The sequence below is a fragment of the Actinoplanes sp. NPDC004185 genome, from assembly GCF_053603475.1.
In genome coordinates, this window is the sequence record NZ_JBSGFR010000027.1 from 98,624 (window position 1) to 124,465 (window position 25,842).

21 protein-coding genes are annotated in these 25,842 nt (G+C 72.5%); 14 read left to right on the forward strand and 7 right to left on the reverse strand.

All coding sequences use genetic code 11. From position 1 onward, the window contains the following. Positions 1 to 185: 185 nt before the first annotated feature. On the forward strand, positions 186 to 2,324 hold the full coding sequence (gene ligA, locus ACWEOZ_RS26575; RefSeq protein WP_451913388.1) for an NAD-dependent DNA ligase LigA: 2,139 nt from the start codon (positions 186 to 188) through the stop codon (positions 2,322 to 2,324). A gap of 317 nt (positions 2,325 to 2,641) precedes the next feature. Here ligA and ACWEOZ_RS26580 read toward each other — a convergent pair whose 3' ends face one another. Beyond that, complete coding sequence (locus ACWEOZ_RS26580) at positions 2,642 to 3,178, reverse strand: GrpB family protein (protein WP_451913389.1); 537 nt, start codon at positions 3,176 to 3,178, stop codon at positions 2,642 to 2,644. Positions 3,179 to 4,032: 854 nt separating this feature from the next. On the opposite strand from ACWEOZ_RS26580, the gene ACWEOZ_RS26585 reads away from it, so the two are divergent. The 6 genes from ACWEOZ_RS26585 (at position 4,033) to ACWEOZ_RS26610 (ending at position 9,671) form a co-directional block, all read left to right on the forward strand. After that, a complete protein-coding gene (locus tag ACWEOZ_RS26585; RefSeq protein WP_451913390.1) occupies positions 4,033 to 4,449 on the forward strand; it encodes a YciI family protein in 417 nt (138 codons plus the stop codon). Then, the gene (locus ACWEOZ_RS26590; RefSeq protein WP_451913391.1) at positions 4,446 to 5,672 is read left to right on the forward strand and encodes an RNA polymerase sigma factor; all 1,227 of its coding nucleotides are present in this window, start codon (positions 4,446 to 4,448) and stop codon (positions 5,670 to 5,672) included. Before ACWEOZ_RS26585 ends, ACWEOZ_RS26590 begins: the two co-directional genes overlap by 4 nt. Positions 5,673 to 5,723: 51 nt before the next feature. Beyond that, complete coding sequence (locus tag ACWEOZ_RS26595) at positions 5,724 to 7,019, forward strand: hypothetical protein (protein ID WP_451913392.1); 1,296 nt, start codon at positions 5,724 to 5,726, stop codon at positions 7,017 to 7,019. Next, positions 7,016 to 8,092 carry a phosphate ABC transporter substrate-binding protein PstS gene (gene pstS / locus ACWEOZ_RS26600; protein ID WP_451913393.1) on the forward strand — a complete coding sequence of 359 codons (1,077 nt, stop codon included), beginning with the start codon at positions 7,016 to 7,018 and terminating at the stop codon, positions 8,090 to 8,092. The genes ACWEOZ_RS26595 and pstS overlap by 4 nt, the downstream gene beginning before the upstream one ends. 54 nt (positions 8,093 to 8,146) lie before the next feature. Then, entirely contained in the window at positions 8,147 to 8,335 is a 189-nt protein-coding gene (locus ACWEOZ_RS26605) for a hypothetical protein (protein ID WP_451913394.1), read from the forward strand. Between the two features lie 280 nt (positions 8,336 to 8,615). After that, positions 8,616 to 9,671 (forward strand): aldo/keto reductase, encoded by a 1,056-nt coding sequence (locus ACWEOZ_RS26610; protein ID WP_451913395.1) that lies wholly within the window; start codon positions 8,616 to 8,618, stop codon positions 9,669 to 9,671. A gap of 4 nt (positions 9,672 to 9,675) precedes the next feature. Here the strand turns inward: ACWEOZ_RS26610 and ACWEOZ_RS26615 are convergent, their stop codons facing one another. The 3 genes from ACWEOZ_RS26615 to ACWEOZ_RS26625 form a co-directional block, all read right to left on the reverse strand. Next, a complete protein-coding gene (locus ACWEOZ_RS26615; protein ID WP_451913396.1) occupies positions 9,676 to 10,578 on the reverse strand; it encodes an ImmA/IrrE family metallo-endopeptidase in 903 nt (300 codons plus the stop codon). 142 nt (positions 10,579 to 10,720) lie between these two features. Next, on the reverse strand, positions 10,721 to 12,250 hold the full coding sequence (locus ACWEOZ_RS26620) for a glycosyl hydrolase 53 family protein (protein ID WP_451913397.1): 1,530 nt from the start codon (positions 12,248 to 12,250) through the stop codon (positions 10,721 to 10,723). Between the two features lie 27 nt (positions 12,251 to 12,277). Further along, a complete protein-coding gene (locus ACWEOZ_RS26625) occupies positions 12,278 to 14,272 on the reverse strand; it encodes a beta-galactosidase (protein ID WP_451913398.1) in 1,995 nt (664 codons plus the stop codon). A gap of 151 nt (positions 14,273 to 14,423) precedes the next feature. Between ACWEOZ_RS26625 and ACWEOZ_RS26630 the strand changes: the two genes are divergently transcribed. From ACWEOZ_RS26630 to ACWEOZ_RS26645, 4 genes are read left to right on the forward strand one after another with little or no spacing between them, the layout of a single operon-like run. Beyond that, a complete protein-coding gene (locus tag ACWEOZ_RS26630) occupies positions 14,424 to 15,731 on the forward strand; it encodes an ABC transporter substrate-binding protein (protein WP_451913399.1) in 1,308 nt (435 codons plus the stop codon). 11 nt (positions 15,732 to 15,742) lie between these two features. Further along, entirely contained in the window at positions 15,743 to 16,678 is a 936-nt protein-coding gene (locus tag ACWEOZ_RS26635; protein ID WP_451913400.1) for a carbohydrate ABC transporter permease, read from the forward strand. Further along, entirely contained in the window at positions 16,675 to 17,568 is an 894-nt protein-coding gene (locus ACWEOZ_RS26640) for a carbohydrate ABC transporter permease (protein ID WP_451913401.1), read from the forward strand. The genes ACWEOZ_RS26635 and ACWEOZ_RS26640 overlap by 4 nt, the downstream gene beginning before the upstream one ends. 52 nt (positions 17,569 to 17,620) lie before the next feature. Further along, complete coding sequence (locus ACWEOZ_RS26645) at positions 17,621 to 18,634, forward strand: LacI family DNA-binding transcriptional regulator (protein WP_451913402.1); 1,014 nt, start codon at positions 17,621 to 17,623, stop codon at positions 18,632 to 18,634. 7 nt (positions 18,635 to 18,641) lie between these two features. Here the strand turns inward: ACWEOZ_RS26645 and ACWEOZ_RS26650 are convergent, their stop codons facing one another. Then, complete coding sequence (locus ACWEOZ_RS26650; protein WP_451913403.1) at positions 18,642 to 19,250, reverse strand: hypothetical protein; 609 nt, start codon at positions 19,248 to 19,250, stop codon at positions 18,642 to 18,644. Positions 19,251 to 19,375: 125 nt separating this feature from the next. Beyond that, positions 19,376 to 20,503 (reverse strand): FAD-dependent oxidoreductase, encoded by a 1,128-nt coding sequence (locus ACWEOZ_RS26655; RefSeq protein WP_451913404.1) that lies wholly within the window; start codon positions 20,501 to 20,503, stop codon positions 19,376 to 19,378. A gap of 28 nt (positions 20,504 to 20,531) precedes the next feature. Here ACWEOZ_RS26655 and ACWEOZ_RS26660 point away from each other — a divergent pair, with 28 nt between their 5' ends. Further along, complete coding sequence (locus ACWEOZ_RS26660; RefSeq protein WP_451913405.1) at positions 20,532 to 21,272, forward strand: TetR/AcrR family transcriptional regulator C-terminal domain-containing protein; 741 nt, start codon at positions 20,532 to 20,534, stop codon at positions 21,270 to 21,272. Here the strand turns inward: ACWEOZ_RS26660 and ACWEOZ_RS26665 are convergent. After that, positions 21,244 to 22,917, reverse strand: coding sequence for a serine/threonine protein kinase (locus ACWEOZ_RS26665; RefSeq protein ID WP_451913406.1), 1,674 nt, complete (start codon positions 22,915 to 22,917; stop codon positions 21,244 to 21,246). The two genes, ACWEOZ_RS26660 and ACWEOZ_RS26665, sit on opposite strands and share 29 nt — an antisense overlap. Before the next feature lie 178 nt (positions 22,918 to 23,095). Here ACWEOZ_RS26665 and ACWEOZ_RS26670 point away from each other — a divergent pair, with 178 nt between their 5' ends. After that, entirely contained in the window at positions 23,096 to 25,135 is a 2,040-nt protein-coding gene (locus tag ACWEOZ_RS26670; protein ID WP_451913407.1) for a diguanylate cyclase domain-containing protein, read from the forward strand. Continuing rightward, positions 25,136 to 25,842, forward strand: a 707-nt coding sequence (locus ACWEOZ_RS26675) for an LLM class flavin-dependent oxidoreductase (protein WP_451913408.1), incomplete at its 3' end; no start/stop codon positions are given.

Sequence of the window (25,842 nt, forward strand, 5' to 3'; positions counted from 1 at the left end):
GCAAAGATCGGAATGCCATGGACGTTCGGACGGAATTCTCACATCAACTGCAAAATGCGGCCCACATCCACCCCAACCAACTGCTTTCCGTGTACGGCGTGACGACACTCAGTGAGGTTCAGCGTTTCTGTCGGACCTGTGCGATATCAAGACATCGTCTCCCGCACACAGGAAGCGAGCACCACATGTCGAGCACGGGACCGTCCGCCGGCCTCAGCACCGCCGACCGCGAGGTCGCCCCGGTCGTCGACGCGGCCCACGCCGCGGCGTTCGGCACCCGGGAGGAGTACCGTGCCGCGATCGAGCGGATGCGCTCCGCCGCGACGGCCTACTACGCCGGCGGCGACCTCGTCATGGACGACGCCACCTACGACGCGCTGCTGGCCCGCACGGCGGCGACCGAGCAGGCCGAGCCGGGCTGGGCCGAGAGCGACTCGCCGACCGTGACGGTGGGCGCCGGCGTGGCGGCCGGTGACGTGGAGCACAGCACCCCGATGCTCAGCCTCGACAACGTGTTCGACGCCGACGAGCTGCGCGCCTGGGCGGCCCGGCTGGAACGCGTCCTCGGCCGGCCCGCTCTCGGCTACACGGTCGAACCCAAGATCGACGGCATGGCGATCGCGGCCCGCTACGTCGACGGCCGGCTGCGCCAGGTCGCCACCCGCGGCGACGGCCGGGCCGGCAAGGACGTCACCACCCAGGCCCGGCTCGTGGCCGGCCTGCCCGCCGAGCTGCGCCGGCCGGTGACGGTCGAGGTCCGCGGCGAGGTCTTCATGACCGACGCCGACTTCGCCCGGGCCAACGAGCTGCGCACGGCCCACGGCGGCCAGGCGTTCGCCAACCCGCGCAGTGCGGCCGCCGGCACCCTGCGCGCCCAGGACCGGGCCTACGACGCGCCGCTGTCCTTCCTGGCGTACGCGGTGCACGACCTGCCCGGCGGCGAGGGCCTGACCCACAGCGCCGCGATGGCCGCCATCGCCGAGCTGGGCGTGGCCACCACGGCCGGCTCGCCCGCGGGCATGCCCCGCTGCGCCACGATCGACGAGCTGTCCGGGGCCATCGCCGCCATGGGCGCGGCCCGCGGCACGCTCGGCTTCGACATCGACGGCGCCGTGGTCAAGGCCGACGACCCGGCCGACCGCGACCTGGCCGGCTCGTCCAGCCGGGCACCCCGCTGGGCGATCGCGCACAAGTTCCCGGCCGACACCCGCACCAGCAAGCTCGCCGCGATCGAGGTGCAGGTGGGCCGCACCGGCCTGATCACCCCGGTCGCCGTCCTGGAGCCGGTCCAGGTCGGTGGCGTGGTGGTCACCTCGGCCACCCTGCACAACTTCGGCGACCTGGTCCGCCGCGACGTCCGCGTGGGCGACACGGTGTTCGTGCGCCGCGCGGGCGAGGTGATCCCCGAGATCACCGGGGCCAAGCTCGACGAACGCCCCGCGGACGCCGTGCCGTTCACCCCGCCGGAGGTCTGCCCCCGCTGCGGCGGCGAGATCGACCGCACCCAGAAACGCTGGCGCTGCACCCAGGGCCGCGCCTGCGGCGCGGGGGAGTCCCTGTCGTACTTCGCCGCCCGCGACTCCATGGACATCGAAGGCCTGGGCGACAAGGTCATCGCCGGCCTGGTGGCGGCGGGCCTGGTGACCGACCCCGCCGACCTGTACGACCTGACCCCGGAAGCACTGGCCGAGCTGGACCGCCTGGGCCGCACCTCGGCGACCAAGCTGGTGGCGGCGATCCAGGCCTCCAAGGCCCAGCCCCTGTCCCGCGTCCTGACCGGCCTCGGCGTCCGCATGACGGGCCGCTCGATGTCCCGCCGCCTGGCCCGCCACTTCGGCACCATGGAAGCCCTCCGCGCGGCCTCGGTGGAGCAGCTGCAGGAGGTGGAGGCGGTCGGCCCGGAACGCGCGGCCACGATCGCGGCGGAGCTGACCGACCTGGCCCCGGTCATCGACAAACTGACGGCCCGCGGCGTGACAATGACCGAGCCCGGCGTCCCGGGCCGCGACTCAGCGCCCGGACCCGAAGCCGTCGCTCTGCCGCTGCGCCGGGAGGACGGCAAGCCGATGACGGTGGTGGTCACCGGCTCGGTCCCGGGCCTGAGCCGCACCGAAGGCAACGAAGCCGTGGAAAGCCTGGGCGGCAAATCCTCCGGCTCGGTGTCGGCCCGGACGGACCTGGTCGTGGTGGGGACGGGCGCCGGCTCGAAAGCGGCGAAGGCGGAGGAGCTCGGGGTTCGGATCATGCCGGCGGAACGCTTCGCCGACCTGCTGGCCGCCCACAAGGCAGGCGACGAGCCGGTCCTCCAGACCTACCTCGACTGACCCTTGTGCGCGCCGCGTCCCTCTCCGCGCCGGCCGCGTCGCCGCTGCTCTGTGCGGGAGCGCCCTCTGCAGCGGTCAGTGCGGGCCGCGTCCGCCGGGGGTTTGTGCCGGCCGCGTCCGCGGGTGGTGGTCTGTCTCGGCCGCGTCCGGGGGTGGTCTGTGCGGCCGGGTTGATGGGTGGAATGCGCGGAGATGCCCACCGCGGATGGGAGACATCATCTGCGGGGATGCACTCTCCCACGCCTGCACGGGTCAGGCCGGTTAAGGGGTGGCCGGGCGGTGGTGCAGTGCCGACCACGGACGAGAGGGCTCGGGACTCAGGCGTCGCTCGGGCCGAGCGACCAGCCGGTCTGCTGCGCCCAGTCGTCGGCCCGGCGAATGATCCGCCAGCAGTGGTCGGCCTTCGCATCGGTGTAGGCGAGGCCGTCATGCGGATGCTCGGCGGCAAGCCGGCGCTTGACCTCCGCGTATTCCGCAGCATCGGCCGGGCGCACCCGCAGGTAGTCGCGGAACAACAGCGGGAACTGCTCCGAGAAGCTCCCGGCCCGCCGCACATGGATATGTGTCCGCGCCGCACCAGGCGACTCCCGGAAATACCGCTTCGTAAGCTCCGGATTGTCGGCACGATGCACGAAACCCAGACCCACCAGCGGATCCCGGAACGGACCGACCGGCTCCAGCCCGGCCACCGAGACCTGGACGTCAACAACCGGCTTCGCAGCCAGCCCAGGCACCGACGTGGACCCGACGTGGTCGATCCGCAGCGCGACATCCCCCAGCGCGCGCCGCAGTCGCCGCCCGAGCTCAGCAAAGTGCACTGCCCAACCGGGATCGTGATCGAGGATGCGGATCACCCGCGCACCTCGCGCCCTCTCACCGTTCATCGTCCGCATCGTAGGGCGGCCTTGGCTGCGCCGGCCGCCGCCAAATGTCCCGGCTCGCTACTCGGCAAGCCGTGGGCGCGCCTGGCTCGCCGGGGTCGATGGCCCCGAGCGCTTGGTGGACGTGCCGGCCTATGCATGTCCGCCGGGTTCGGCGAGCAGCCGGCCCGCGGTCGCTGCCTCGTGTGGTTGTCGGTCCGTCGAGCCCCAAATCTGCCCAGTCCGTTCGGCCGCCGGGCCTGCCCGGCCCCGACAGGACCGTCCAATTCGCCACTGGCGGCCCGCTGTTCGGTGCCCGCCTACCGCCCTCCTCTGCGATCCACCGCACTGCAGTCTGTCCTCGCCGCCTCGCCGCCTCGCCGCCTCGCCGCCTCGCCGCCTCGCCGCCTGCCGATCCGCCGACCCGCCGCTCGTCCGCCTTCCGCGGACCCGCCGCTCGTCCGCCTTCCGCGGACCCGCCGCTCGCTTGCCGTCCGCGCCGCTTCGCCGCCTCGTCGCCCGGCCATCGCCGTCCGCGCCGCCCCGCCGTCGGTCGCCCTCCACTCGCTCGCCGTCCGCCGTTCGCGCCGCCTCGACATCCGCGTCGCCTCGCCGCCTCGCCGTCCGCCGCCCGCTCGCCCGCCGCCCGCGCCGCCCCGCCACCCGCTGCCAGCCACCCACCCGCCGTCCACCCCAGCCGAAACCCGGCGAGCGCCCCACCCCCACCGCCGGTACCGTCACCGAAATCAGCCCCCGCAACATCCCCGGCCGATGTCGAGAAACCCACCGGCAGCTTCGTCCATCCGTGACCGCGCCCCTCAGGTGCGGCGCGAGGATAGGAACAGAGCATGACCAAGTACCTGCTCATCGTGGATTACCAGCCCGGCGTCATCGACAAGCCGATGGACGAGTGGCCGCCCGGCGACATCAAGGCGCACATGGACTACTACGGGGCGTTGCGGGCCGAGCTTCTGGCCAGCGGTGAGCTCGTCTTCCAGGAGGCGCTGACCGGTCCCGAACTCGCCAAGGTGGTCACCAGCGACGGCGTCGCGGCGCCGGTGGTCACCGATGGGCCGTTCGCCGAGGCGAAGGAGATGCTGGCCGGGTTTCAGCTTGTCGACGTCGAGAGTGAGGAGCGGGCCTTCGAGATCGCCGCGCGGATCTCTGCCGTTCCGGGGCCTGGTGGGGTGCCGCAGCAGCAGCCGATCGGCGTACGCCGGGTGCTCGGTCCCTCCGATTTCGCCCTGCTGACGCCCGATCTGTGACGTCGGCGCGAACCGTGGAGGACCTGCTGCGGGAGTTCGCGCCGCAGGTCCTCGGCGTTCTCGTGCGCCGCTTCGGGGATTTCGACGCCGCCGAGGATGCCGTGCAGGAGGCGTTGCTCGCCGCCGCGTTGCGCTGGCCCGTTGATGGCGTTCCGGACAATCCGCGGGGCTGGCTGATCCGGGCCGGCGCCAACAAGCTCGTTGATCAGCTCCGGAACGAGCTGGCCCGCCGGGAGCGGGAGCGGCGCGCTGCGTTCGAGGAGCCGCCCACCGGCGTACCGGATCGGGACGACACCCTGACTTTGCTCTTTTTGTGTTGTCATCCGGCGCTGACGCCGGCCTCCGCGATCGCGCTCACCCTGCGCGCGGGCGGCGGCCTGACCACCGCCGAGATCGCGCGTGCCTTCCTGGTGCCGGAGGCCACGATGGCCCAGCGGATCAGCCGGGCCAAGCAGCGGATCAAGGCCTCCGCGATCCCGTTCCGGCTGCCGGAGCCGGCCGACCGGCGGGCCCGGCTGCGGCCGGTCCTGCACGTGCTCTACCTGATCTTCAATGAGGGGTACGCCGGCAGCACCGGCCCCGACGTGCACCGCACCGAACTTTCCGCCGAGGCGATCCGGCTGACCCGTACGGTGCACCGGATGCTCCCGGACGACGGTGAGGTCGCCGGTCTGCTCGCGTTGATGCTGCTCACCGACGCCCGCCGTCCCGCCCGGACCGGCACCGGCGGTGAGCTGATCCCTCTGGAGGAGCAGGACCGCGGCCGCTGGGACCGGCAGCTCATCAAGGAGGGAACCGCGCTGCTCGACGCGGCGATGACCAGCGGTTCCGTCGGTGAGTACCAGTTGCAGGCGGCGATCGCGGCCCTGCACGACCGGGCCGCCCGGGTGCAGGACACCGACTGGCCGCAGATCCTCGCCCTGTACGGCCTGCTCGACCAGCTCACCGGCAACCCCATGGTCACGCTGAACCGGGCGGTCGCGGCGTCCATGGTGCACGGCCCGGCCGAGGGGCTGAGCCTGCTCGCCACTCTCGACGAACGGCTGCCCGCCCACTACCGGCTCGACGCGGTGCGGGCGCACCTGTACGAGCGGTCCGGTGACACCGCGGCGGCGATCGCGCACTATCGGACGGCCGCCGCCCGCACCACCAGCGCCCCGGAAAAGCGGTATCTGACCACCCGGGCGGCCCGCCTGAACGAATGGCGGGAAAACAACAAATGAACGGCAGTGGCCGGCATTCTGAGAATTGACCGTGTGCATTACCGTGGCGTCGTGTCCGCAATTGTCATGGCGACGAGAAAATTGTTCCGCCCCGAAACCCCCGTACGTCTGCGCTTGTGGACCGCCCTGGTGATCGGGGTCGCCGTGGCCCTGCTCGCCGCGTCCGGCCTGCTGTTGTCCCAGCTGCGCGGCCAGGTCCGGATCATCGGTGGTGCGGCGGCACCGCAGGCGGCCACGGCCGCGGATCTGTACTTCGCCCTCAGTGATCTCGACGCCCAGGTCGCCCGAATGGTGCTCGTCGGTGACGCCGCGGAATTGTCCGGCAGTCAGCTCGACGCGCTCGGCACCTATCAGCAGCGCAGCCGGCAGATCGACGAGGATCTGCAACGGTCGTTGACCACCGTGACCGGGACGGCCGACCGGGCCGTCGTGCTGGAGCTGATGCACGACCTCGCCGTGTACCGCCGGTGGGTGTGGCAGACCCTCACCGCGCAGTCGCAGGCACCGCCGCAGCCCCCGGGCCGGTTGCCGCCCGACGCGCTCGGCTACTACACCCAGGCGACCAACGTGCTGCACCTGCGGTTGCTGCCGGCCGCCGACCGGCTGCGCGATGCCGGCGAGTCCCGTCTCGACCAGGCCTACGCCGCCAAGGCCACGACCGAGGCGTGGACGGTCGGGCTGGCCGTCCTGCTCGGCGGGGGTCTGGTCGTGCTCTTCCTGATCCTCCAGGTGTTCCTGGCGCGACGGTTCCGCCGGCTGCTCAACCCGGCCCTGGCCCTGGCCACGGTCCTCACCCTGGGCCTGACCGCGGGCGTGTGCCTGGTCGTCGCCGGGCAGGGGCAGCGGCTCAGCGCCGCGCGCAACGATCACCTGACGCCGTACCTGGCACTCTCGCGGGCCCGGGCGCTGAGCTACGACGCCGCCGCCGACACCAGCCGCTATCTGCTCAGCGGCAACCTGGCCCTCTACCAGCAGGACTTCACCGGCAAGTCGGCCCAGCTGGTCGAGGTCGCCGGGCAGTTGGACGCCGACGGTCAGGTGCGGGACCGGTGGCTGGGCTATCAGCGGGACCATCAGCGGGTCGTGGCACTGGCCGGCTCCGGGCGTACCCGGGCGGCGGTCGACGTGGTCACCGGCATCCGCCGCGGCGACGCGGCCTTCGATTTCTCCTACTTCGACGCCGCGGTCGGCGCGGCGGCCACGGCCCGCAAGGCCGGTTTCGACACGGCGCTGCGGGACGGGGAACGGCGGCTGACCGGCTGGCCGCTGATCCCGCTGCCGGTGCTGGGGGTCGTGATGCTGCTCGTGCTGCTCGGGGTCCGCGCGCGGCTGGCGGAATACCGATGAGGGCGCCGCTGGGTCTCGTCGCCGCGCTGGTGCTGGCGGCCGGGGCCACGGCGTGTGCTCCGGTTGCCCAGGCGCCCGCGGCCGCCGACGCGATCCCGTGCGCGGCCGGATCGCTGCGCGCCCAGGGCTCGTCGGCGCAGACCAACGCGGTCAACACCTGGATCCGGAACTACCAGGTCGCCTGCTCCGGCGCCACGGTCGCGTACGCGAGCACCGGCTCCGGCGCCGGGGTCCGCGCGTTCCTGGCCGGCACCGGTGACTTCGCCGGCTCGGACTCGCCGCTCGCCGCCCGGCAGCAGACGGCCGCCGATGCCCGGTGCGCCCGCGGCCCGGCCGTGCACCTGCCCATGGTGATCGGGCCCATCGCACTGGCCCACAACGTCGCCGGGGTGGGCGACCTGCGGCTGGCCCCGGCCACCGTGGCCCGGATCTTCGCCGGGACGGTGACCACCTGGGACGACCCGGTGATCGCCGCGGACAATCCGGAAGCCGTCCTGCCGTCGACCGCGATCCGGACCGTGCACCGCTCGGACGGCTCCGGCACCACGGCCAACTTCACCGCGTTCCTGGCGGCGACCGCCCCGGCCGACTGGCGGTTCGGCGAGGACAGCACCTGGGCGGCCCCCGGTGGCAGCGCCCAGCGCGGCAGCAACGGTGTGGCGTCCACGGTCGCCCGCACGGACGGCGCCATCGGTTACGTCGAGGCGTCGTACGCCCGGTTCCACAACCTGGCCGTGGCGCGGGTCCGCAACGGTGCGGGGGAGTTCACCGCGCTGACCGACGAGGCCGCCGGGCGTACCGTGGCGGCCGCCGCCGTCACCGGGACCGGCTCCGACCTGCGGCTCGCCGTCGACTACCGGACCGCCGCCGCGGGGGCGTACCCGATCGTCCTGGTGACGTACGAGGTGGTCTGCCGGACCGGCACGCCTGCCCGCAGCCTGCCGCTGCTGCGCGGTTTCCTGACCTACACCGCCGGCCCGCAGGGCCAGGCCGCCGCCGCGCGGCTGGGTTACACGCCGCTGCCCGCGGCGCTGCAGGGCAAGGTGCTCGCCGCGGTGGCCGCGCTCAACTGACCGGTCGATCCGGGCGGACGTCGCCCGGATTTGCGCTGGAGCCATGTGTGCAGTGTGCGCACCGACACGCCCAGCCGCCGCGCGGTCGTGGTGGGGGAGAGGCTCTCGATGTCGGTCGCGGGTCCGCGCGGACCCGGCGTGGCCCCGCGCCGCCGGGTCCGCGAGCTCCAGGGCCGCCGCGAGCAGGCCGGCCGCGGGGTGGCCAGCCGAGCGGCCACGTCCGGGCCGCCGGGGTACGGGTGAGCGCGCCCGCGGCGGTGGCCGACATCGGCTGCTCCTACCCTGGTGCCGACGTCTGCGCTTCATGCAACTCCGGCTGCGCGCAGTGCGACACCGTTGCGACCGGCATCCGACAAGGTGACCGGATGAAACCGCAGCCCGCCTCACCGACGCCTCCGGCTTGTCGACCCGGCTCGCCCGGGCCGGTATGGCCTTCGTCGGCGCAACCCCGGACTGGCCGTGGCGGCCGGCAGACCCGGGCGCACACCCGGCCGACGGACGGCGGTCGATCTAGGCTGGCGGGATGGAATATCGCACACTCGGCAAGTCCGGTCTCCGCGTCTCCGTGCTGACCATGGGGACGATGACCTTCGGCGGTAAAGGCGGCTTCGCCAGCGTCGGCGCGACCGACGTGGCGGAGGCCCGCCGCCAGGTCGGCCAGTGCCTCGACGCCGGCGTCAACCTGATCGACACCGCCGACGTCTACTCCGGCGGGGTCGCCGAGGAGATCGTCGGTGAGGTGCTCGAGGGCCGCCGCGACGAGGTGCTGGTCGCGACCAAGGTCCGGATGCCGATGGGACCCGGCCCCAACGACGCGGGCCTGTCCCGCCACCACATCATCGCCGGCTGCGAGGCCAGCCTGCGCCGGCTGCGCACCGACCACATCGATCTCTACCAGGTGCACGAGTGGGACGGGCAGACCCCGCTGGAGGAGACCCTCGAGGCGCTGCAGCACCTGGTCACCTCGGGCAAGGTGCGGTACGTCGGCGCGTCCAACTACGCCGGCTGGCAGCTGATGAAAGCGCTCGGCACGGCGGACCGCACCGGGCTGCCGCGCTTCGTCAGTGAGCAGATCTACTACTCGCTGCAGGCCCGCGACGCCGAGTACGAGCTGATCCCGGCCGCCGTCGACCAGGGCCTGGGCGTGCTGGTGTGGAGCCCGCTCGCCGGTGGCCTGCTCTCCGGCAAGTACCGCCGGGGCGTGCAGGCGCCGGCCGGCTCCCGGCAGCTCACCGACTGGAACGAGCCGCCGGTGCACGACCAGGAGAAGCTCTACGACACCGTCGAGGTGCTGGTGCAGATCGGCACGGACCGTGGTGTGTCGGCGGCCCAGGTCGCGCTGGCGTACCTGCTGGGCCGGCCGGCGGTGACGTCGCTGGTGATCGGGGCGCGCACCGCGGCGCAGCTCGCCGACAACCTGGCCGCGGCCGAGCTCGTGCTCAGCGCCGAGGAGCGGGCCCGGCTGGACGCGGTGAGCGCGCCGACGTTGCTGTACCCGTACTGGCATCAGGCGAAGACGGCGAGTGACCGGCTGTCACCGGCGGACCTGACCCTGCTCGGGCCGCACCTGGGGGACTGAGCCGTCAGCCGCGGGCGCGCCGCACGATGGTCTCCTCGCGCAGCACCAGCGAGCTCACCCAGGCCTCGGCGAAGTGCAGCAGGCCGCGCGCGCCCGCCTGCTCGAAGATGCGCCGCAGCAGCTCGGTGCGGCGCGCCGGCGGCAGGTGCTCCCCGTCGGTCGTGCCGCGCACCCGGTTGACCAGCTGCTCGACGGCCAGGAAGAGGAACGGCCCGGCCACCGCCAGGGCCCGCCAGCGGAACTCGGCGCCCTCGTCGACGCCGCGCAGGATCAGCATCGCGGCGAGTTCGTCCGCCTCGTACTCGCGGCGGGAGTTGCGGGGGTCGTCGTCCGGCGGGGTGTGGCGGTGGCCGGCGAGCAGGTGTCCGTACTCGTGGCCCAGGGCGAACCGTTCCGCCGACCGGGCCATGAAGAAGCCGAACGCGTTCGGGGTCTCCGGCGCGGTGAGGTCCCGCCGCAGGTAGGCGGTCACCGCGTCGGCGAACGCCGCGTCGGCCTCCTCGCGCTGCTGACGCTGTTGCAGGGTCGCGGCCGCGTACCGGCTGGCGCCCTGCTCGTCGCGGGCCGGGGTGAGCTGCGACGCGACCAGGGTGGCGGCCACCCGGTCCAGCAACGGGCGCAGGCCGGTGTCGAGCAGGATCAGCGTGCCACCCTCCACGCTGTGCGTCCGCGCGTGCAGGGACCGGTGCGGGAACGCGCCGACGTGGGTGCCGCCCGGCACGTCGATCCGGCTGACCGCGAGGGTACGGCGGATCCCGGCGTCGACCGCGTCGAACGGGTTGTCCAGCTCATAGCCGCCGTCGCGGATCGCGGCCAGCACGTCCTCGCCGACGTGTGCGCGTTCCCGGGGGCCGAGGCCGTCGACGTAGGCGCGGACCGCCGCGCGGGGCAGGGTGCCGTCGGGCATCGCTCGGCCTCCTGTGCTCGTGAACCCGGCATGAAGTACCGCCGGGTAGCACAGGATATGGTCACGCGTCGATGGTCGTCGGCGGGGGACCTCCCCGGCTGATCATGCGAGGGCCCGCGGGTGTCCCGCGGGCCCCGACAGCTCAGAACCGCTTGAACACCGACAGGGCCGGCAGGGCGCGCCCGCTGTAGTCGAACAGCGCCTGGTTCTCCCACCCGTCGCCGGAGGCCGGGTCGGCCGGGTCCCAGCCCGCGCCCTCGGCCGCTGTCCACGTCGGCTCCCAGGAGAAGACGCCGAGCGCGTTCGGCACCCCGGCGACCACGGTCAGGATGTCGCGCAGCGCGTCGGACTGCCCGCGCGGCGTCGCCGGGTAGCCGCCGGTTTCGGCCAGGGCCGCGGTGAAGATGTTCGTCTCGTGGTCGTTCTCGGCGGTGGTGAAACCGTACGCGGTCTCGGCCACCATCACCGGCTTGCCGTAGCGGTCCGCCAGGTCCAGGAGGTTGGCCTGCAGCGCGCCGAGTGAGCCGTGCCAGTAGACGTAGTGCGACACCGCGATCACGTCGAACGGCACGTTGCGGGCGGTCGCCTGGTCGAACCACCAGCGGTGCCCGCCGTTGTTGCCGCCCTCGGCCAGGTGCAGCACGACCTTGGTGCCCGGGGACGCCGCCGTGACCGCGGTGCTGCCCGCCGTCAGCAGGGCGGCCAGGCCGTCCCAGTTGTCCCAGCGGCCGTCCGGCCACAGCAGGCCGCCGTTGATCTCGTTGCCCACCTGGGCCATCGCCGCCGGGGTGCCCTGCGCCCGCAGGTCGTGCAGCACCTCGTAGGTGTGGTCGTAGACGGCCTGCTCGAGGTCGGCGAAGCTGAGCGCCGCCCAGGCCGCCGGCTTGTTCTGCTTGCCCGGGTCGGCCCACGCGTCGGAGTAGTGGAAGTCGATGAGCAGCTGCTGTCCGGCCGCCTTGGCCCGCCGGGCCTGGGCCAGCACGTCGTCCTTGTCGTTGTAGCCGTCGGCCGGATCGACCCAGACCTTGAGCCGGATGTAGTTCACCCCGTTGGCCGCCAGCAGCGGGAACGGGTCGCGCCGCTGGCCGGAGGCGGTGCGGTACACCGCGCCGTGGTCCTCGTTCTTGGTCACGTGCGAGACGTCCGCGCCGGTGATCGCCAGCGGGGTGCCCGGCGCGGAGTCCGACGGCCCGAGAACGACGTCGTCGAAGTTCGTGTACTGCCCGGCGGCGGCGTCGGAGTGCAGCACGATCGTGCAGCGCCCGCCGGTCACCTTGACGGTGACGGCGAGCCGGACCCAGTCATTTCCGGTACGCGGAATCGCGGCCCGTTCCTCCGCCGAACCGCAACTGTTCAGCCCCACGTACGCCGAGGGCTGGTTGCCGCCCGAGCGCACCCGCAGGCTCAGCGTGTACGTGCCGCGCCGCAGCCCGGTGACCGGCTGGCTCGTGGTGACCCGGTAGGCCGTGTTCGCGTAGTGCGTCAGCTGATGACTGCCGGTGTGGCCGCCGGCCTCGACGAAGCTCGCGGCCCGGGAGCCGCTGGAGGACCAGCCGGTGATGCCGGCCTCGAAGCCCGGATTGCGGACGTCACCGGGAGCGGCGGCGTGCGCGGGGGAGGCTGCGACGACCAGCGCGGTGGCCGCGGTCAGGGCGAGGGATGTGCGAAGCATGGAAGCTCCAAGGGGGAGGACGGACTGTTATCGGTTGCCGCGCCGCAGGACGCGGAAGCTTCCGGCCGGGACCGGGAGGCCGTCGGCCACCACGTCCCCGGTGAGCAGTTCGACGCCGTCGCCGGGCACGACGACCTCGCTGCTGCCGTGGTTGATCGCGATCAGGTACGCGCCGGTGTCGGAGTGCCGCTCGACGACCTCCAGGGACGGGGGCAGGTCCGGCGCCGGGGGCAGGCCGGCCGCCTCGAACACCGAGGCCAGCAGAGCGGCGGTGCCCTCGGAGGTCAACCGGGTCGAGACGTAGAACGCCTGGCCTCTCCCGTACGCGTGCCGGGTGATCGCCGGCAGCCCGGCGGCCGGACCTTCGGCATAGGACGCGAGGGCCGTCGCACCGTGCAGTTCCAGCCGTTCCGCCCACGTGTCAGCGGTGCGGCCGTCGTCGAGCCGGACGCTGCGCCCGGCGGCCAGCGGCTCGAACTCCTCGACCCCCAGGCCGAGCAGGTCGCGCAGGGCGCCGGGGTAGCCACCGGGGTGCACGGCGTCGTGCGCGTCGACGATCCCGGAGAAGTACGACACCAGCAGCGTCCCGCCACCGGCCACATAGCGTCGCAGGTTGTCGGCCGCGCCCGGGCTGAGCAGATAACTGCTCGGCGCCACCACCAGCGGGTACGCCCCCAGCGCGCCCTCCGGGTGCGCGAAGTCGACCGTCCGGTGCGCCCGCCACAGCGGCTCGTAGAACGCCTCCTGCCGTTCCCGGAAGCTTAGCTCCTGCGACGGGCGCCAGGGCAGCTCGAGCCCCCACCACGACTCCCAGTCCCACAGCAGGGCCACCCCGGCGGTGATCCGGGTGTCGCGCAGCTCGGCCAGCTCGCCCAGCGCCGCGCCCAGCGCCACCACCTCCTGCCAGGTCCGGGTGCCGGTCCCGCCGTGCGGCAGCATCGCCGAGTGGAACTTCTCCGCGCCGAACCGCGAGGCGCGCCACTGGAAGAACAGGATGCCGTCGGCGCCGCGGGCCAGGTGCTGCATGCTGTTGCGGCCCAGCTCGCCCGGTGCCTTGGTCAGGTTGCGGGGCTGCCAGTTGACCGCGTTGGTGGAGTGTTCCATCAGCAGCCAGGACCGCCCGTGCGCGACTGAGCGGGTCAGGTCGGCGCACATGGCCAGCTCGATGTGGTTGTCGGCCCGTTCGGCCTGCAGGTAGTGGTCGTTGGCGACCACGTCGACCTCGGTGCCCCACTTCCAGTAGTCGATGTTCTTGCAGTTGGCCAGCATGAAGTTGGTGGTGACCGGGATGCCCGGGGCGAGGCGGTGCAGGATGTCGCGCTCGCGCCGGAAGTTGGCCAGGTGCGCGTCCGAGCTGAAGCGGAAGAAGTCCAGTTCCTGGGCCGGGTTGACGGTGGTCGGCGCGACGACGGGCGGCTCGATCTCGGCCCAGTCGCCGAAGCGCTGGCTCCAGAAGGTGGTGCCCCAGGCGTCGTTGAGCTTGCCCAGGTCGCCGTAGCGGTCGCGCAGCCAGTTGCGGAAGGCCGCGGCCGAGGTGGGGCAGTAGCAGAACGGGTTGGCGCCGCCGTACTCGTTGTGGGCGTGCCACAGCACCACGGCCGGGTGGCCGGCGTAGCGGCGGGCGAGCTGCTCGGTGATCCCGGCGGACGCCGCGGCGTAGGCCGGTGAGCTCGGGCAGAACGACTGCCGGGCGCCGCCGCCGAGCCGGGTGCCGTCGCGGGTGACCGGGGCGGCGTCGGGGTGACGGTGCAGGAACCACGGCGGTGGGGCGGCCGTCGGGGTGGCCAGGTCGACCGCGACGCCGGCGTCGTGCAGCAGCTCGAGGCTGCGGTCGAGCCAGCCGAACTCGTACTCGCCGGGGGCCGGCTCCAGCATCGCCCACGCGAAGATGCCCAGGCTGACCAGGTTGACGCCGGCCGCGCGCATCAACGCCACGTCGGCGTTCCAGACCTCCTCCGGCCACTGCTCGGGGTTGTAGTCCCCGCCGTAGGCGATCCGGTCCATCCCCGGGATGAGCGGCATGTACGGCTCCTGTCTGTGAGCGCTCCCAACCGTGCACAGGCATGATTGCACAGCTTTCACCTGCACAGTTAACACATCGGCAACTCTTGACACTGTGCGCCGGTGGGTTAAGGCTGTGAGCGCTCACAGCCCCGATCCCCGGAGAGGCACGATGATGAGGAAGAAGTTCGGCGCCCTGCTCGCAGTGGTGCTCGCCGCCGGCCTGAGTGCCGCCTGCACCAGCGATTCCGGAGATGCCGGCCAGAGCGCGCAGCCCGGCGGCAAGGTCGAGCTCTCGTTCTGGGCCTGGGCGCCGAACATCGACAAGACCGTGGACGCCTGGAACGCCGCCAACCCCGACATCCACGTGACGCTGAGCAAGCAGGCCGGCGGCGGCGACATCGTCACGAAGCTGCTGACCGCGGCGAAGGCGGGCAACCCCCCGGACCTGGCCCAGGTGGAGTACCAGTCGCTGCCCACGCTGGTCAGCAACGACGTGCTGGCCGACATCGCCAAGGAGGCGGCGCCGGTCAAGGACAAGTTCGCCGAGGGCGTCTGGCAGCAGGTCACCCTGGGCACCGACGCGGTGTACGCGATCCCGCAGGACTCCGGCCCGATGATGTTCTACTACCGGGCCGACGAGTTCGACAAGCTGGGCCTGACCGTGCCGAAGACCTGGGACGAGTTCGCGCAGACCGCCCGTACCGTCCGGCAGAAGGCCCCGAAGAAGTACCTGACCACCTTCTCGGCCAACGACCCGGGCTGGTTCACCGGCCTGGCCCAGCAGGCCGGCGCCTCCTGGTGGGGCATCGACGGCGAGACCTGGAAGGTGAGCGTCAACGACGCGGCCACCAGGAAGGTCGCCGACTACTGGGGTGGCCTGGTCGCCGAGGGCGCGATCGACAAGCAGCCGATGTACACCCCGGCCTGGAACAAGGCGCTCAACGACGGCACCCTGATCGCCTGGCCGAGCGCGATCTGGGCCCCCGGCGTGCTGGCCGGCAACGCGCCCGCGACCAAGGGCAAATGGGCGATGGCGCCGATGCCGCAGTGGGCCGCCGGCGAGAACAAGACCGGCAGCTGGGGCGGCTCCTCCACCGGCGTCACCGCGGCCAGCAAGAACAAGGCCGCCGCGGTGAAGTTCGCCGCCTGGATGAACGCCGACCCGGCCGCCACCGAGCTGCTCATCAAGGAGAGCGCCATCTACCCGGCCGCCCGCGACGCGCAGTCCAGCCCGCTGCTGCAGGAGCCGCCGGCCTTCTTCGCCAACCAGAAGGACTTCTACACCTCGGCCAAGGCGATCGCCGAGACCGCGTCCGGCTTCGTCTGGGGGCCCAACGTCAACGTCGCGTACGACACGTACAAGGACGCCTTCGGCAAGGCCATCACCGGCAAGACACCGTTCGCCGGGGCCGTCGACACCATGCAGACGGCCACGGTGGCCGACATGCAGAAGAACGGCTTCAAGGTCGCGAGCTGAGAGGACCCGTCATGTCAACGGCCGTCACCGGCCGGCGGCGGCGAGGTGCGGCATCCCGCGGGGTGCCGTACCTCTTCCTCGCCCCGGCCATCGTGCTCTTCGTCCTCTTCCTGCTCGTCCCGATCGGCTACGCCGTCCACCTGAGCCTGCGCAAGGTCAAGGTCAGCGGCCTGGGCCTGGGCCGCAACGCGCGCACCGAGATCTTCGCCGGGCTGGAAAACTACCGCACCGCGCTGTCGGACTCCGAACTGTGGGGCAGCGCCGGCCGGGTGCTGGCCTACGGCCTGACCCTGCTGCCCATCATGCTGGGCCTGGCCCTGCTCTTCGCGCTGCTGCTGGACCGGCCGGGGGTCCGGCTGGCGCGCTTCTCGCGCCTGGCGATCTTCCTGCCGTACGCCGTCCCGGGCCTGATCGCCAGCATGCTGTGGGGCTTCCTCTACCTGCCGGCGGTCAGCCCGTTCACCGACCTGGCCGTGCGGCTGGGGCTGCCCGAGCCCGACCCGCTCACCGGCGGCTCGGTGTTCTTCGCCATCGTCAACATCGCGGTCTGGGGCGGCGTCGGCTTCAACATGATCGTGCTGTTCACCTCGCTGCGGGCCATCCCCTCGGAGATCTACGAGTCCGCCCGCCTCGACGGCTGCACCGAGTTCCAGCTCGCCGTCCGGATCAAGATCCCGCTGCTGATGCCGTCGCTGATCATGACCACGGTCTTCTCGCTGATCGCCACCCTCCAGGTCTTCACCGAGCCGCTGACCGTGCGCTCACTGACCAACTCCATCTCCTCGACGTGGACCCCGCTCATGAAGATCTACCGCGACGCGTTCGCGCAGAACGACATCTACTCGGCCGCCGCCAGCTCGGTGCTGATCGCCGGGATCACGCTCGTGGTCTCGTTCGGCTTCCTGCGGCTGGTGCAGCGGCAGGCCTTCGGAAGCGAGGAGCGATGACGGCGCTCGCCACCTCCGTACCGGTGCGCGACGACCGGGACCCGGCGGCGCCGCGCCGGCGGTCCGGGCGGCGCACCGCCTGGCTGCCGACCGCCGTGCTGCTGATCGGGGCGGTCTACTGCCTGCTGCCCGTGGCCTGGGTGGTCGCCGCGTCGACCAAGAGCGGGTCGTCGCTGTTCACCACCTTCACCTTCGCCCCGGGCGGCGACTTCGTCACCAACCTCCGTGACCTGTCCGCCGGCGGCGTCTACTGGAAGTGGATGCTCAACTCCCTGCTGTACGCCGGGGCGGGCGGGCTGCTGTCGGCGTTCGTGTCCGGGCTGTCCGGCTACACGCTGGCCAAGTACCGGTTCCCCGGACGTGGCGTCATCTTCAACGTGCTGCTCGCCGGGGTGCTGGTGCCCGGGGTCACGCTGGCCATCCCGCAGTACCTGCTGCTGGCCAAGGTGGGGATGACCGACACGTACTGGGCGGTGCTGCTGCCGAACATCCTCAGCCCGTACGGGATCTATCTGGCCCGGATCTACGCCGCCGCGGCCGTGCCGGACACCGTGCTCGAGGCCGCCCGCACCGACGGGGCGTCCGAGGGCCGGATCTTCGGCCGGGTGGCCCTGCCGATGATGCTGCCTGGGCTGGTCACGGTCTTCCTGTTCCAGTTCGTGGCGATCTGGAACAACTTCCTGCTGCCGTTCGTGATGCTCTCCGACGACGACAAGTTCCCGGTGACCGTCGGTCTGTTCACGTTGCTGAACCAGGGCCAGACCGTGCCCGCCCTCTACAGCGTGGTGATCATCGGGGTATTGATCTCCATCGTGCCGCTGATCGCGCTGTTCCTGCTGCTGCAACGCTACTGGCGCCTGGACCTGGTCTCCGGCGCGGTGAAGGGCTGATGGTCGGTCAACCCGGCTGCGGGGCGGCGCGGCCGGGCGGGAGAATGTGACCGTGACCGAGCCCAGCCGACTCCGCTCCCGCCCGACGATGGACGACGTCGCGGCGGTGGCCGGCGTCTCCCGCGGCACGGTCTCCCGGGTGCTCAACGGCGGCCACAACGTCAGCCGGCAGGCGCTGGCCGCGGTCGAGCGCGCGATCAGCAAGACCGGCTACGTGGTGAATCAGCACGCGCGCAGCCTCGTCACCCAGCGCTCGGGCTCGGTCGCGTTCATCCTCTCCGAGCCGCAGGACAAGCTCTTCGAGGACCCCAATTTCAACAACCTGCTGCGCGGCTGCACCCAGGTGCTGGCCGAGCACGACATCACCCTGCTGCTGACCGTGGCCGCCACCGGCGAGGACCGCCAGCGGATCGGCCGCTGGGTCACCGCCGGGCACGTCGACGGCGCGCTGCTGGTCTCCAACCACCTGGGCAGCCCGCTGATCGCCGAGCTCAAGGAGCGCGGGCTGCCGTTCGTGGTCTGCGGCCGGCCCCTGGGCCAGGAGCGCGACGTCACGTACGTGGCCTCCGACGACCGCGACGGTGCCCGGCAGATGACCGAATATCTGCGCTCGACCGGGCGCCGCCGGATCGCCATCATCACCGGCCCGCTGGACACCCCCGGCGGCGTCGACCGGCTGGCCGGCTACCGCGAGATCGTCGGGCACGGCGACCCCGAGCTGATCGCGACCGGCGACTACACCCAGGCCTCGGGCGAGGCGGCGATGGCCCGCCTGCTGGAGCAGGCCCCGGACCTGGACGCGGTCTTCGTCTGCTCCGACCTGATGGCAGCCGGCGCGATCACCACCTTGCAGCGGGCCGGCAAGCAGGTCCCGCAGGACGTGGCGGTCGGCGGCTTCGACGACAACAAGATCGCCACCACGACCAAACCGCTGCTGACCACCATCCGTCAGCCGTGGGCCCGGCAGAGCGCGGAGATGGTCCGGCTGCTGCTGGCCCACATCGACGGCGAGGACCACTCGGCCGTGATCCTGCCGACCGACCTGGTCATCCGCGAGTCGGCCTAGCAGAGCCTCAGGCGCGGGTCGGGGCGCGGCGACGGCGCGTGGCCGCCACCCCGAGCACCCCGGCGCCGAGCGCCAGCAGGCCGAGCACCCCGGTCGCCGGGCCGGTGGCCGCCAGGTTCTTCCGGCCGCCGACGATGCGGATCTCGCTGTGGCCGGTGATCGGCGCCAGTCCGTCGGCCGAGAACGTGATGGTCACCGTCCCGGTGCGGCCGGCCGTCGCGGTCCTGGCCGCCTCCACCCGCACGGGCAGGTACTGCTCGATCGTCTCGCCCTCGAACGACAGCACGCGCGGATCCGTGCAGACGACCCGGGTCGGTGACGGTGTGACGCAGACGCCGCCGCCCTCCCCGGGAGTCAGGTGAACGCCGGTGACCCCGCGCAGGTCATAGACGACTTTCGGGCCGGTCAGCTTCGTCGGGCCCGTGGACCACAGGTTCGGTCCCAGCGCGTCGACGGCGGTGCCGCCCACGGGCACCTCGAGGTCCGGGAAGGCGGCCGAGATCGGATCACCGCGGTAGATGTCCCCGGCGCGGGCCGGGGACGCCACGGTGAGCAGGAGGACGGCGACGGCGGTGACCGTTGCGCCCGTGAGGCGCCGCGCGGACGGGAGCTGCATCGCCGGTGTTTCCTCTCGGAGGTGGAAACTCACCATCCGGTACGCCAAGCCGAGAATGCCCGCCGAATCGCTGGCGGCCCCTCGATCGGCCGCGACATTCACGCGGAAGTGACACGCAGGCGCGGCTAGGTGTCGGCGGACGCCGGCTCGGCAGGCCGGGGCGCGAAGAAGCGGACGATGTCCTGCGCGGCGGTCGCGGACAGCATCATCGCCTGGACCCGGGCGGACATCTCGGCGATCGGCTGCGTCCGGGCGAACATCGCCTGCTCGTACGCCCGGAGCGCCGGGTCCGGGCCGGCCGGCTCGGCGGCGAGCCGGCCGGCGAGTTCGGCGGCGTCGAGCATGGCCTGATTGGCGCCCTCGCCGACCGGCGGCATGAGGTGCGCGGCGTCGCCGATGAGCGTGACGCCCGGCCGGCCGGCCCAGCGCGTACCGGTGGGCATCGCCTCGATCAGGCGCGGCACCGGCGCGCCGTCGCCGGCCTCGATGAGCGCGGTGAGGCGGGCGTCCCAGCCGTCGAAGATCTCCAGCAGTGCACGCTTGCCGCGGTACGTGTCGATGGGGCGATCGCCGGCGGGCAGGGTGATCCCGACCCGCAGGCCCCCGTCGCCGAGTCGTTGCGCGGCCAGGATCTGCCGCGTGCCCACGCACCACAGGTTTCCCGGGCCGACGAGTTCCGCGAGCGCGGGGTGGCGCCGGTCGACCTCGTCGATGTGGAGCTCCACGAGGGTGGCCACCGGGGACAGCGGCACGTCGGTCAACATCGGCCGGACCACTGAGCGGGCGCCGTCCGCGCCGACGAGGATGTCGCAGCCGGTCACCCGGCCGCCGATGAACGTCAGCTCCCAGCCTCCGCCGGGCCGCGGTGCCGCCGCGGCCAGCTGGTGGCGCCAGACCACCGTGTGATCGGGGAGGGAATCGAGCAGGAGGTCACGCAGTGCGCCCCGGTCGATCTCGGGACGTCCGGAGAACGAGCCGGGCTGCGGGACGTGGTGAATCAGGATCCGACCGGCCGGGTTGACGATGCGATGCTCCTCGCCCTCGGGCCGCGCCTGCGTCCGGAAGCTGCCCACCAGACCCGCTTCGGCCAGCGCCAGCTGTCCTGACTCGGGGTGCAGGTCGAGCGAGCCGCCCTGTCCCCGCGCGGACCGGCTCGCCTCCCGCTCGAAGACCACCGCGTCGAGGCCGTGCTGCTGCAGGATCCGGGCCAGGGTCAGCCCGCCCAGGCCGCCACCCACGATCGCGATGCGCATCCCACGTCCTTACCGTACGATGTACCTCATGGATACACCGTACGGTAGCGGGCCGGCGCCGGTTTGGGAACGGCCGGAACCCCGGCCGCGGGCGGCGCCGGTGCCGCTGAGCCGCGACAAGATCGCTGCCGCGGCGATCCGGCTCGCCGACGCGCACGGCCTCGAGGGCCTGTCGATCCGTCGCATCGCCACCGAGCTCGGCGTCGGGCCGATGCGCCTCTACGACTATGTGAGCAACCGGTCCGAGCTGCTCGATCTGATGGTCGACGTCGTCTACGCCGGGATAGCCGAGCTCGCCCCGCACACCGAGTGGCGCGCCACGGTGCTGGCCGTCGCCCGGGCGACCCGGACAGCCGCCCTCGACCACGAGTGGTTCGCCGACCTGCTCGGTGGCCGGCCGCACCTCGGTCCCCACGCGCTCGCCGTGGGGGAAGCGACCGCGGCGGCCCTGAGCCGGGCCCCCGGCGTGCGCAGCATCGACGACCTCCAGCGGGTGCTGGGGGCCCTCAACGCCTTCATCGTCGGAGCCGTCCGCCGGGAGGTCACCGAGCGGCGCACCGCCCGGGCCACCGGCACCGACGAGGCCGCCTGGCAGGCCGGCCTCGGCCCCTACCTCACCCGCATGCTGGAGACCGGCCGGTATCCCACCGTGGCCCGGCTGGTCATCGACGGCGCCCACCTGGATGCCGGGGAGACCTTCGACCACAACCTGGCCACGGTCCTGGACGGCATCACCGGTCTCAGAGCGGACCCCGGTCGACGAAGCTGAACGTCGTGTCGGTCTCGGCGTCACCCAGGAACTCCAGGTAGACCTGGGGCTTGCGGGTGCGCCACTGCAGCGTGCCGTGCGCGTCGTTGTAGATCGTGTACGTCGGGCGGCCCTTGTCGTCCTTCTTGCCCGTCTCCGAGATGGCGAACAGCGTCGCCTTCGTGGCCGCGCACTCGGTGGCGACCAGCTCGGCGGACTCGCCCGGGATCACCTTGGCGCCGAGGCAGGGCGGCTCGCCGTCGGTCGGCTTCTGCGACTGGATCAGGAAGTCGACGCCCATCGGGACCAGGGCGAACAGGGAGTCCTTGCCGGTGCCGCCGGAGGTCACGACCTCGTCGGGGAACGGCATGGCGAGGTCGCGGTCGATCTCCACGAAGTGGATCAGGATGCGCCGATCGCCGGCCAGGATGGTGGCCGGGCCGGCCGGTGTCGGGCTGGCGGAGACCCTCGGCGACGACGATCCCGGGCCACCGGCCGAGGAGGCGGCGGCTCCCGGCGACCGCGCCGCCTCGTTGTCCGGCGGGGTCGCGATCCAGTGGGCCAGGAGAACGCCCCCTCCGGCGAGCACGGCGAACGCCGCCAGCCCGGCCAGCACGGCCCGGCCGCGGCGGCGCGGTGGGCGGGCCGCGACGTCACCGCCGGGGGCGTAAGGCTGCACCGCACCGCCCGGACCGTAGGGCTGCACCGCACCGCCGGGGCCGAAGACCGTGCCGGACCGGGCCGGCGTCGATCCGGCCGGGCCGTGGCCCGCACCCGGCTCGGCCACAGCCATCGCCGTGACCACGTCGTCGGGGACCGGGCCGGCCGGCAGGGTCACGGCCGGCTGGCCGGTGGCGAGCAGCAGGTCGAGCAGCTCCCGGGCGGTCGGCCGGTCGGCCGGCTCCTTGGCCAGGGTCCGGGCGACGATCCCGCGCAGGGTCGGGGGCAGCCCGGTGAGGTCCGGCTGCTGGGTCAGGATGCGCATCGCGGTGGCCGGGGCCGAGTCGCCCTGGAAGGGCGTGCGGCCGGTGGCCGCGAAGGTGACCACCGCGCCCCAGGCGAAGATGTCGGCGGCCGGGCTCAGCCGCAGGCCGGGATGCTCGTCGAAGCGTTCCGGCGCCATGTAGGCGACCGTGCCGACCATCTGATCGGTACGCGTGTGCTGGCTGGTCGCCTCCAGCGGGCGGGCGATGCCGAAGTCGATCACCTTGAGCCCGCCCAGCGCGAACAGCACGTTGCCCGGCTTGAGGTCGCGGTGGATGACGCCGGCACCGTGGATGGCGGTCAGCGCGGTGGCGATGCCGACCGCGGCGCTGTGCAGGGCGGCCGGGGAGAGCGGGCCGTTCTCCCGGACGACGTCGGTCAGCGCCGGCCCGTCGACGTACTCGACCACCAGGTACGGCGGCTCGTGGTCGAGGTCGGCGCCGAGCACCTCGGCGGTGCAGAAGGGCGGCACCTGGCGGGCCCGGTTGACCTCGCTGCGGAACCGGCCGAGGAACTCCTCGTCGCGGATGAACTCGGCCCGCACCACCTTGACCGCGACCAGCCGGCCCTGCGGTGAGCGACCCAGGAAGACGGTGCCCATGCCGCCGGCGCCGAGGCGGCCGAGCAGCTCGTACTCGCCGAGGTGGGCCGGGTCGCCCGGGCGCAGGGGCTGACTCGACAAAGGTCCTTCTCCCCACGCTCCATGACACGCCGATGGGCACACTATCGCGCGTCCGCGGGCCTGACATCCCCGGCCGGGACATCGGGGCCGGGCGTGCAGGGCTGCTGCCCCGGCGGCCGTCCAGGGCCGGGTACGCCGGGAACCTCAGGTCGGGCGCGGGCCGACCGATTGACGGGGAGTGCTGACGGGACGCGTCGACCGCTGGTGGTCGCTCTGGATGGGCGCGGGGACCCTCGTGTGCCTGGTCTATCCGTTGGTGCCCTCGGACGCCGCGCAGGGAGTGATCTCCTGGGTGGTCGGTCTGGCGGCGTTGCTGGTCACCATCGCCGGGATCCGGCGCAACCGGCCCGCCGCCGCCCGCTGCTGGTACGTCGTGCTGGCCAGCCTGGTGCTGTGGGTGCTGGGTGACGTCGCGTTCTCGGTGAGCGGCCTGGTGCTGCCCGCGTTGCCGTACCCGTCGTGGGCCGACGCCTTCTATCTCAGCGCGTACGTGCCGCTCATCGCCGGTCTCTACGGCCTGGCCCGCAGTCACCGCCAGCGCCCGCTGGCGGGCCTGGTCGACACGCTGATCATCGCGGCCGGCCTGGGCCTGGTCTACTGGATCTTCGTGATCGGCCCGATCCTGGCCGACCCGGCCACCCCCCTGCTCGCCCGGCTCGCCACGGTCGGCTACCCGACCGCCAGCGTGCTGATGATCGCCGTGGTGGCCCGGCTGGCGACCCGGGCCGCCCACCCCACGCCGAGCCACTGGCTGCTGATCATCGGCAGCGTGGCCACGCTGGCCGCCAACGTCATCTTCACGCTGCTGCCGGCGTTGCTGCCGGGCGCCGGTGACGTGGTCTACGTCGGGTTCCTCATCGCCTACGTCTACTGGGCCGGCGCGGCGCTGCACCCGTCGGTGAGCGCGCCGCCGGTCCGCGAGGTCACGGAACGCTTCGGCAAGGGCCGGCTCGCCGTGCTCACCTGCGCGACCCTGATCGTCCCGGCGGTGCTCTTCGTCCAGGGCGGCAGCGGGCACCGGCCGGTCAGCTGGCTGGCCATCGGGCTCGGCGCCGTGCTGCTGTTCCTGCTCGTGCTGCTGCGGATGTCGGGCTTCGTGGCCCAGGTGCAGAGCCAGGCCGCGCAGCTCGAGGTGCTGGCCATGCACGACGAGCTGACCGGGCTGGCCAACCGGCGCCGGTTCGAGCAGCGGGTCCGCGAGGCCCTGGCGTCCGGTTCACCGCAGGTCGCGATGCTCGACCTGACCGGTTTCAAGGAGGTCAACGACCGCCTCGGCCACACCGTCGGCGACCGGCTGCTGATCGCCGTGGCCGGGCGGCTGGTGGCCGGTCTGCGCCCGGGTGACCTGGTGGCCCGGATGGGCGGGGACGAGTTCGCCGTGCTGGCGCCGGACGCCACGGACGCCGAGGGCGACGCGCTCGTGGAGCGGGTCTGCGCCGCCCTGCGGGTCCCCGTGCAGGCCGGCGAGCACGAGCTGCTGATCGGCGCCGGTGTCGGCGTCGCGGGCGCGGACGGCACCGGCGACCCGATGGAGCTGCTGCGCCGCGCCGACGTCGCGATGTACGCGGCCAAGGCCGACGGTGACCGGCAGCGCCGCTACGCCCCCAGCCTCGACGACGAGGCCGGTGCCGAGGCGCGGCTCGGTGCCGAGATGCGGACGGCGCTGGACACCGGCCAGTTCCGCCTCGTCTACCAGCCCATCGTCTCGCTGCCCGACGCCCGCATCGTCGCCGTCGAAGCCCTCATCCGCTGGCACCACCCCGAGCGTGGCCTGGTCAACCCGGCCGACTTCATCCCGGTGGCCGAGCAGAACGGCCTGATCGTGGAGCTCGGCGCGTGGATCCTCACCACCGCCTGCGCCCAGGCCGTCACGTGGCAGCACACCCACGGCGCCGCCGCGCCCAGCCGGGTCAGCGTCAACGTCTCGGCCCGTCAGCTCGCCGAACCCGGCTTCGCCGACCTGGTCGCCCACACGCTGGCCATGCAGATCGATGTCGGCGCCGATGGATCTGTCAACTGGAACGGCGTGGCGGTTCGCGGCGGAGCGGGGCTGGATGCGAAGTTCCGCGCAGTCGCGGCCGAAGCCGACCAGGACGAAATCCGCCTGCGCCCGGACAAGGCGGCGCCGTACCGCGCCGTTGCCGAAGTGCTGGCCTCGGCTCAACGCGAAGGGGCGACGAAAATCGGGTTGATCGGTAGCGAACAGTTCACGCAATGAATGGCGCGGCAGGTTCGTCGCGCGCCCGCGCGTCGTTCTTCGGGCCAGCAATGCGTCCCATGCCGCCGCACCGATGAAGGCGACGCGGAAATCGACAGCACGATTACCTTGAAATTCAGTATAACCAATGAAAATGACATCATGAGCGAAACGCAGACAGAGCGAACCAACGGTCGGTCCAGGCGGATTCATCTTGGCGCGACGATCCACGGTCCCGGCGGACATTACGCCGGGTGGCGCCATCCCGACGCCGTTATCGACGCGAGCATCAATCCGGATTTCGCGAAGAACGTGGCCCGCCAGGCCGAGGCGGCAAAGTTCGACTTCGTGTTCGTCGCGGACGGGCTGCATATCAACGCGAAATCGATCCCGCACTTCCTGAACCGCTTCGAGCCGCTCACGCTGCTGTCGGCACTCGCGCTCGTCACCGAGCGGATCGGGCTGGTCGGCACGCTGTCGACGTCGTACAGCGATCCGTTCACCGTCGCGCGGCAGTTCTCGAGCCTCGACCACCTGAGCGACGGCCGCGCCGGCTGGAACGTCGTCACGTCGCCGCTCGAAGGCTCGGCGAAGAATTTCTCGCGCGACAAACATCCCGAGCATGCGCTGCGCTACCGGATCGCATCGGAATTCCTCACCGTGACGAAGGGGCTGTGGGACTCGTGGGAAGACGACGCATTCGTGCGCGACAAGGCGAGCGGCGTGTT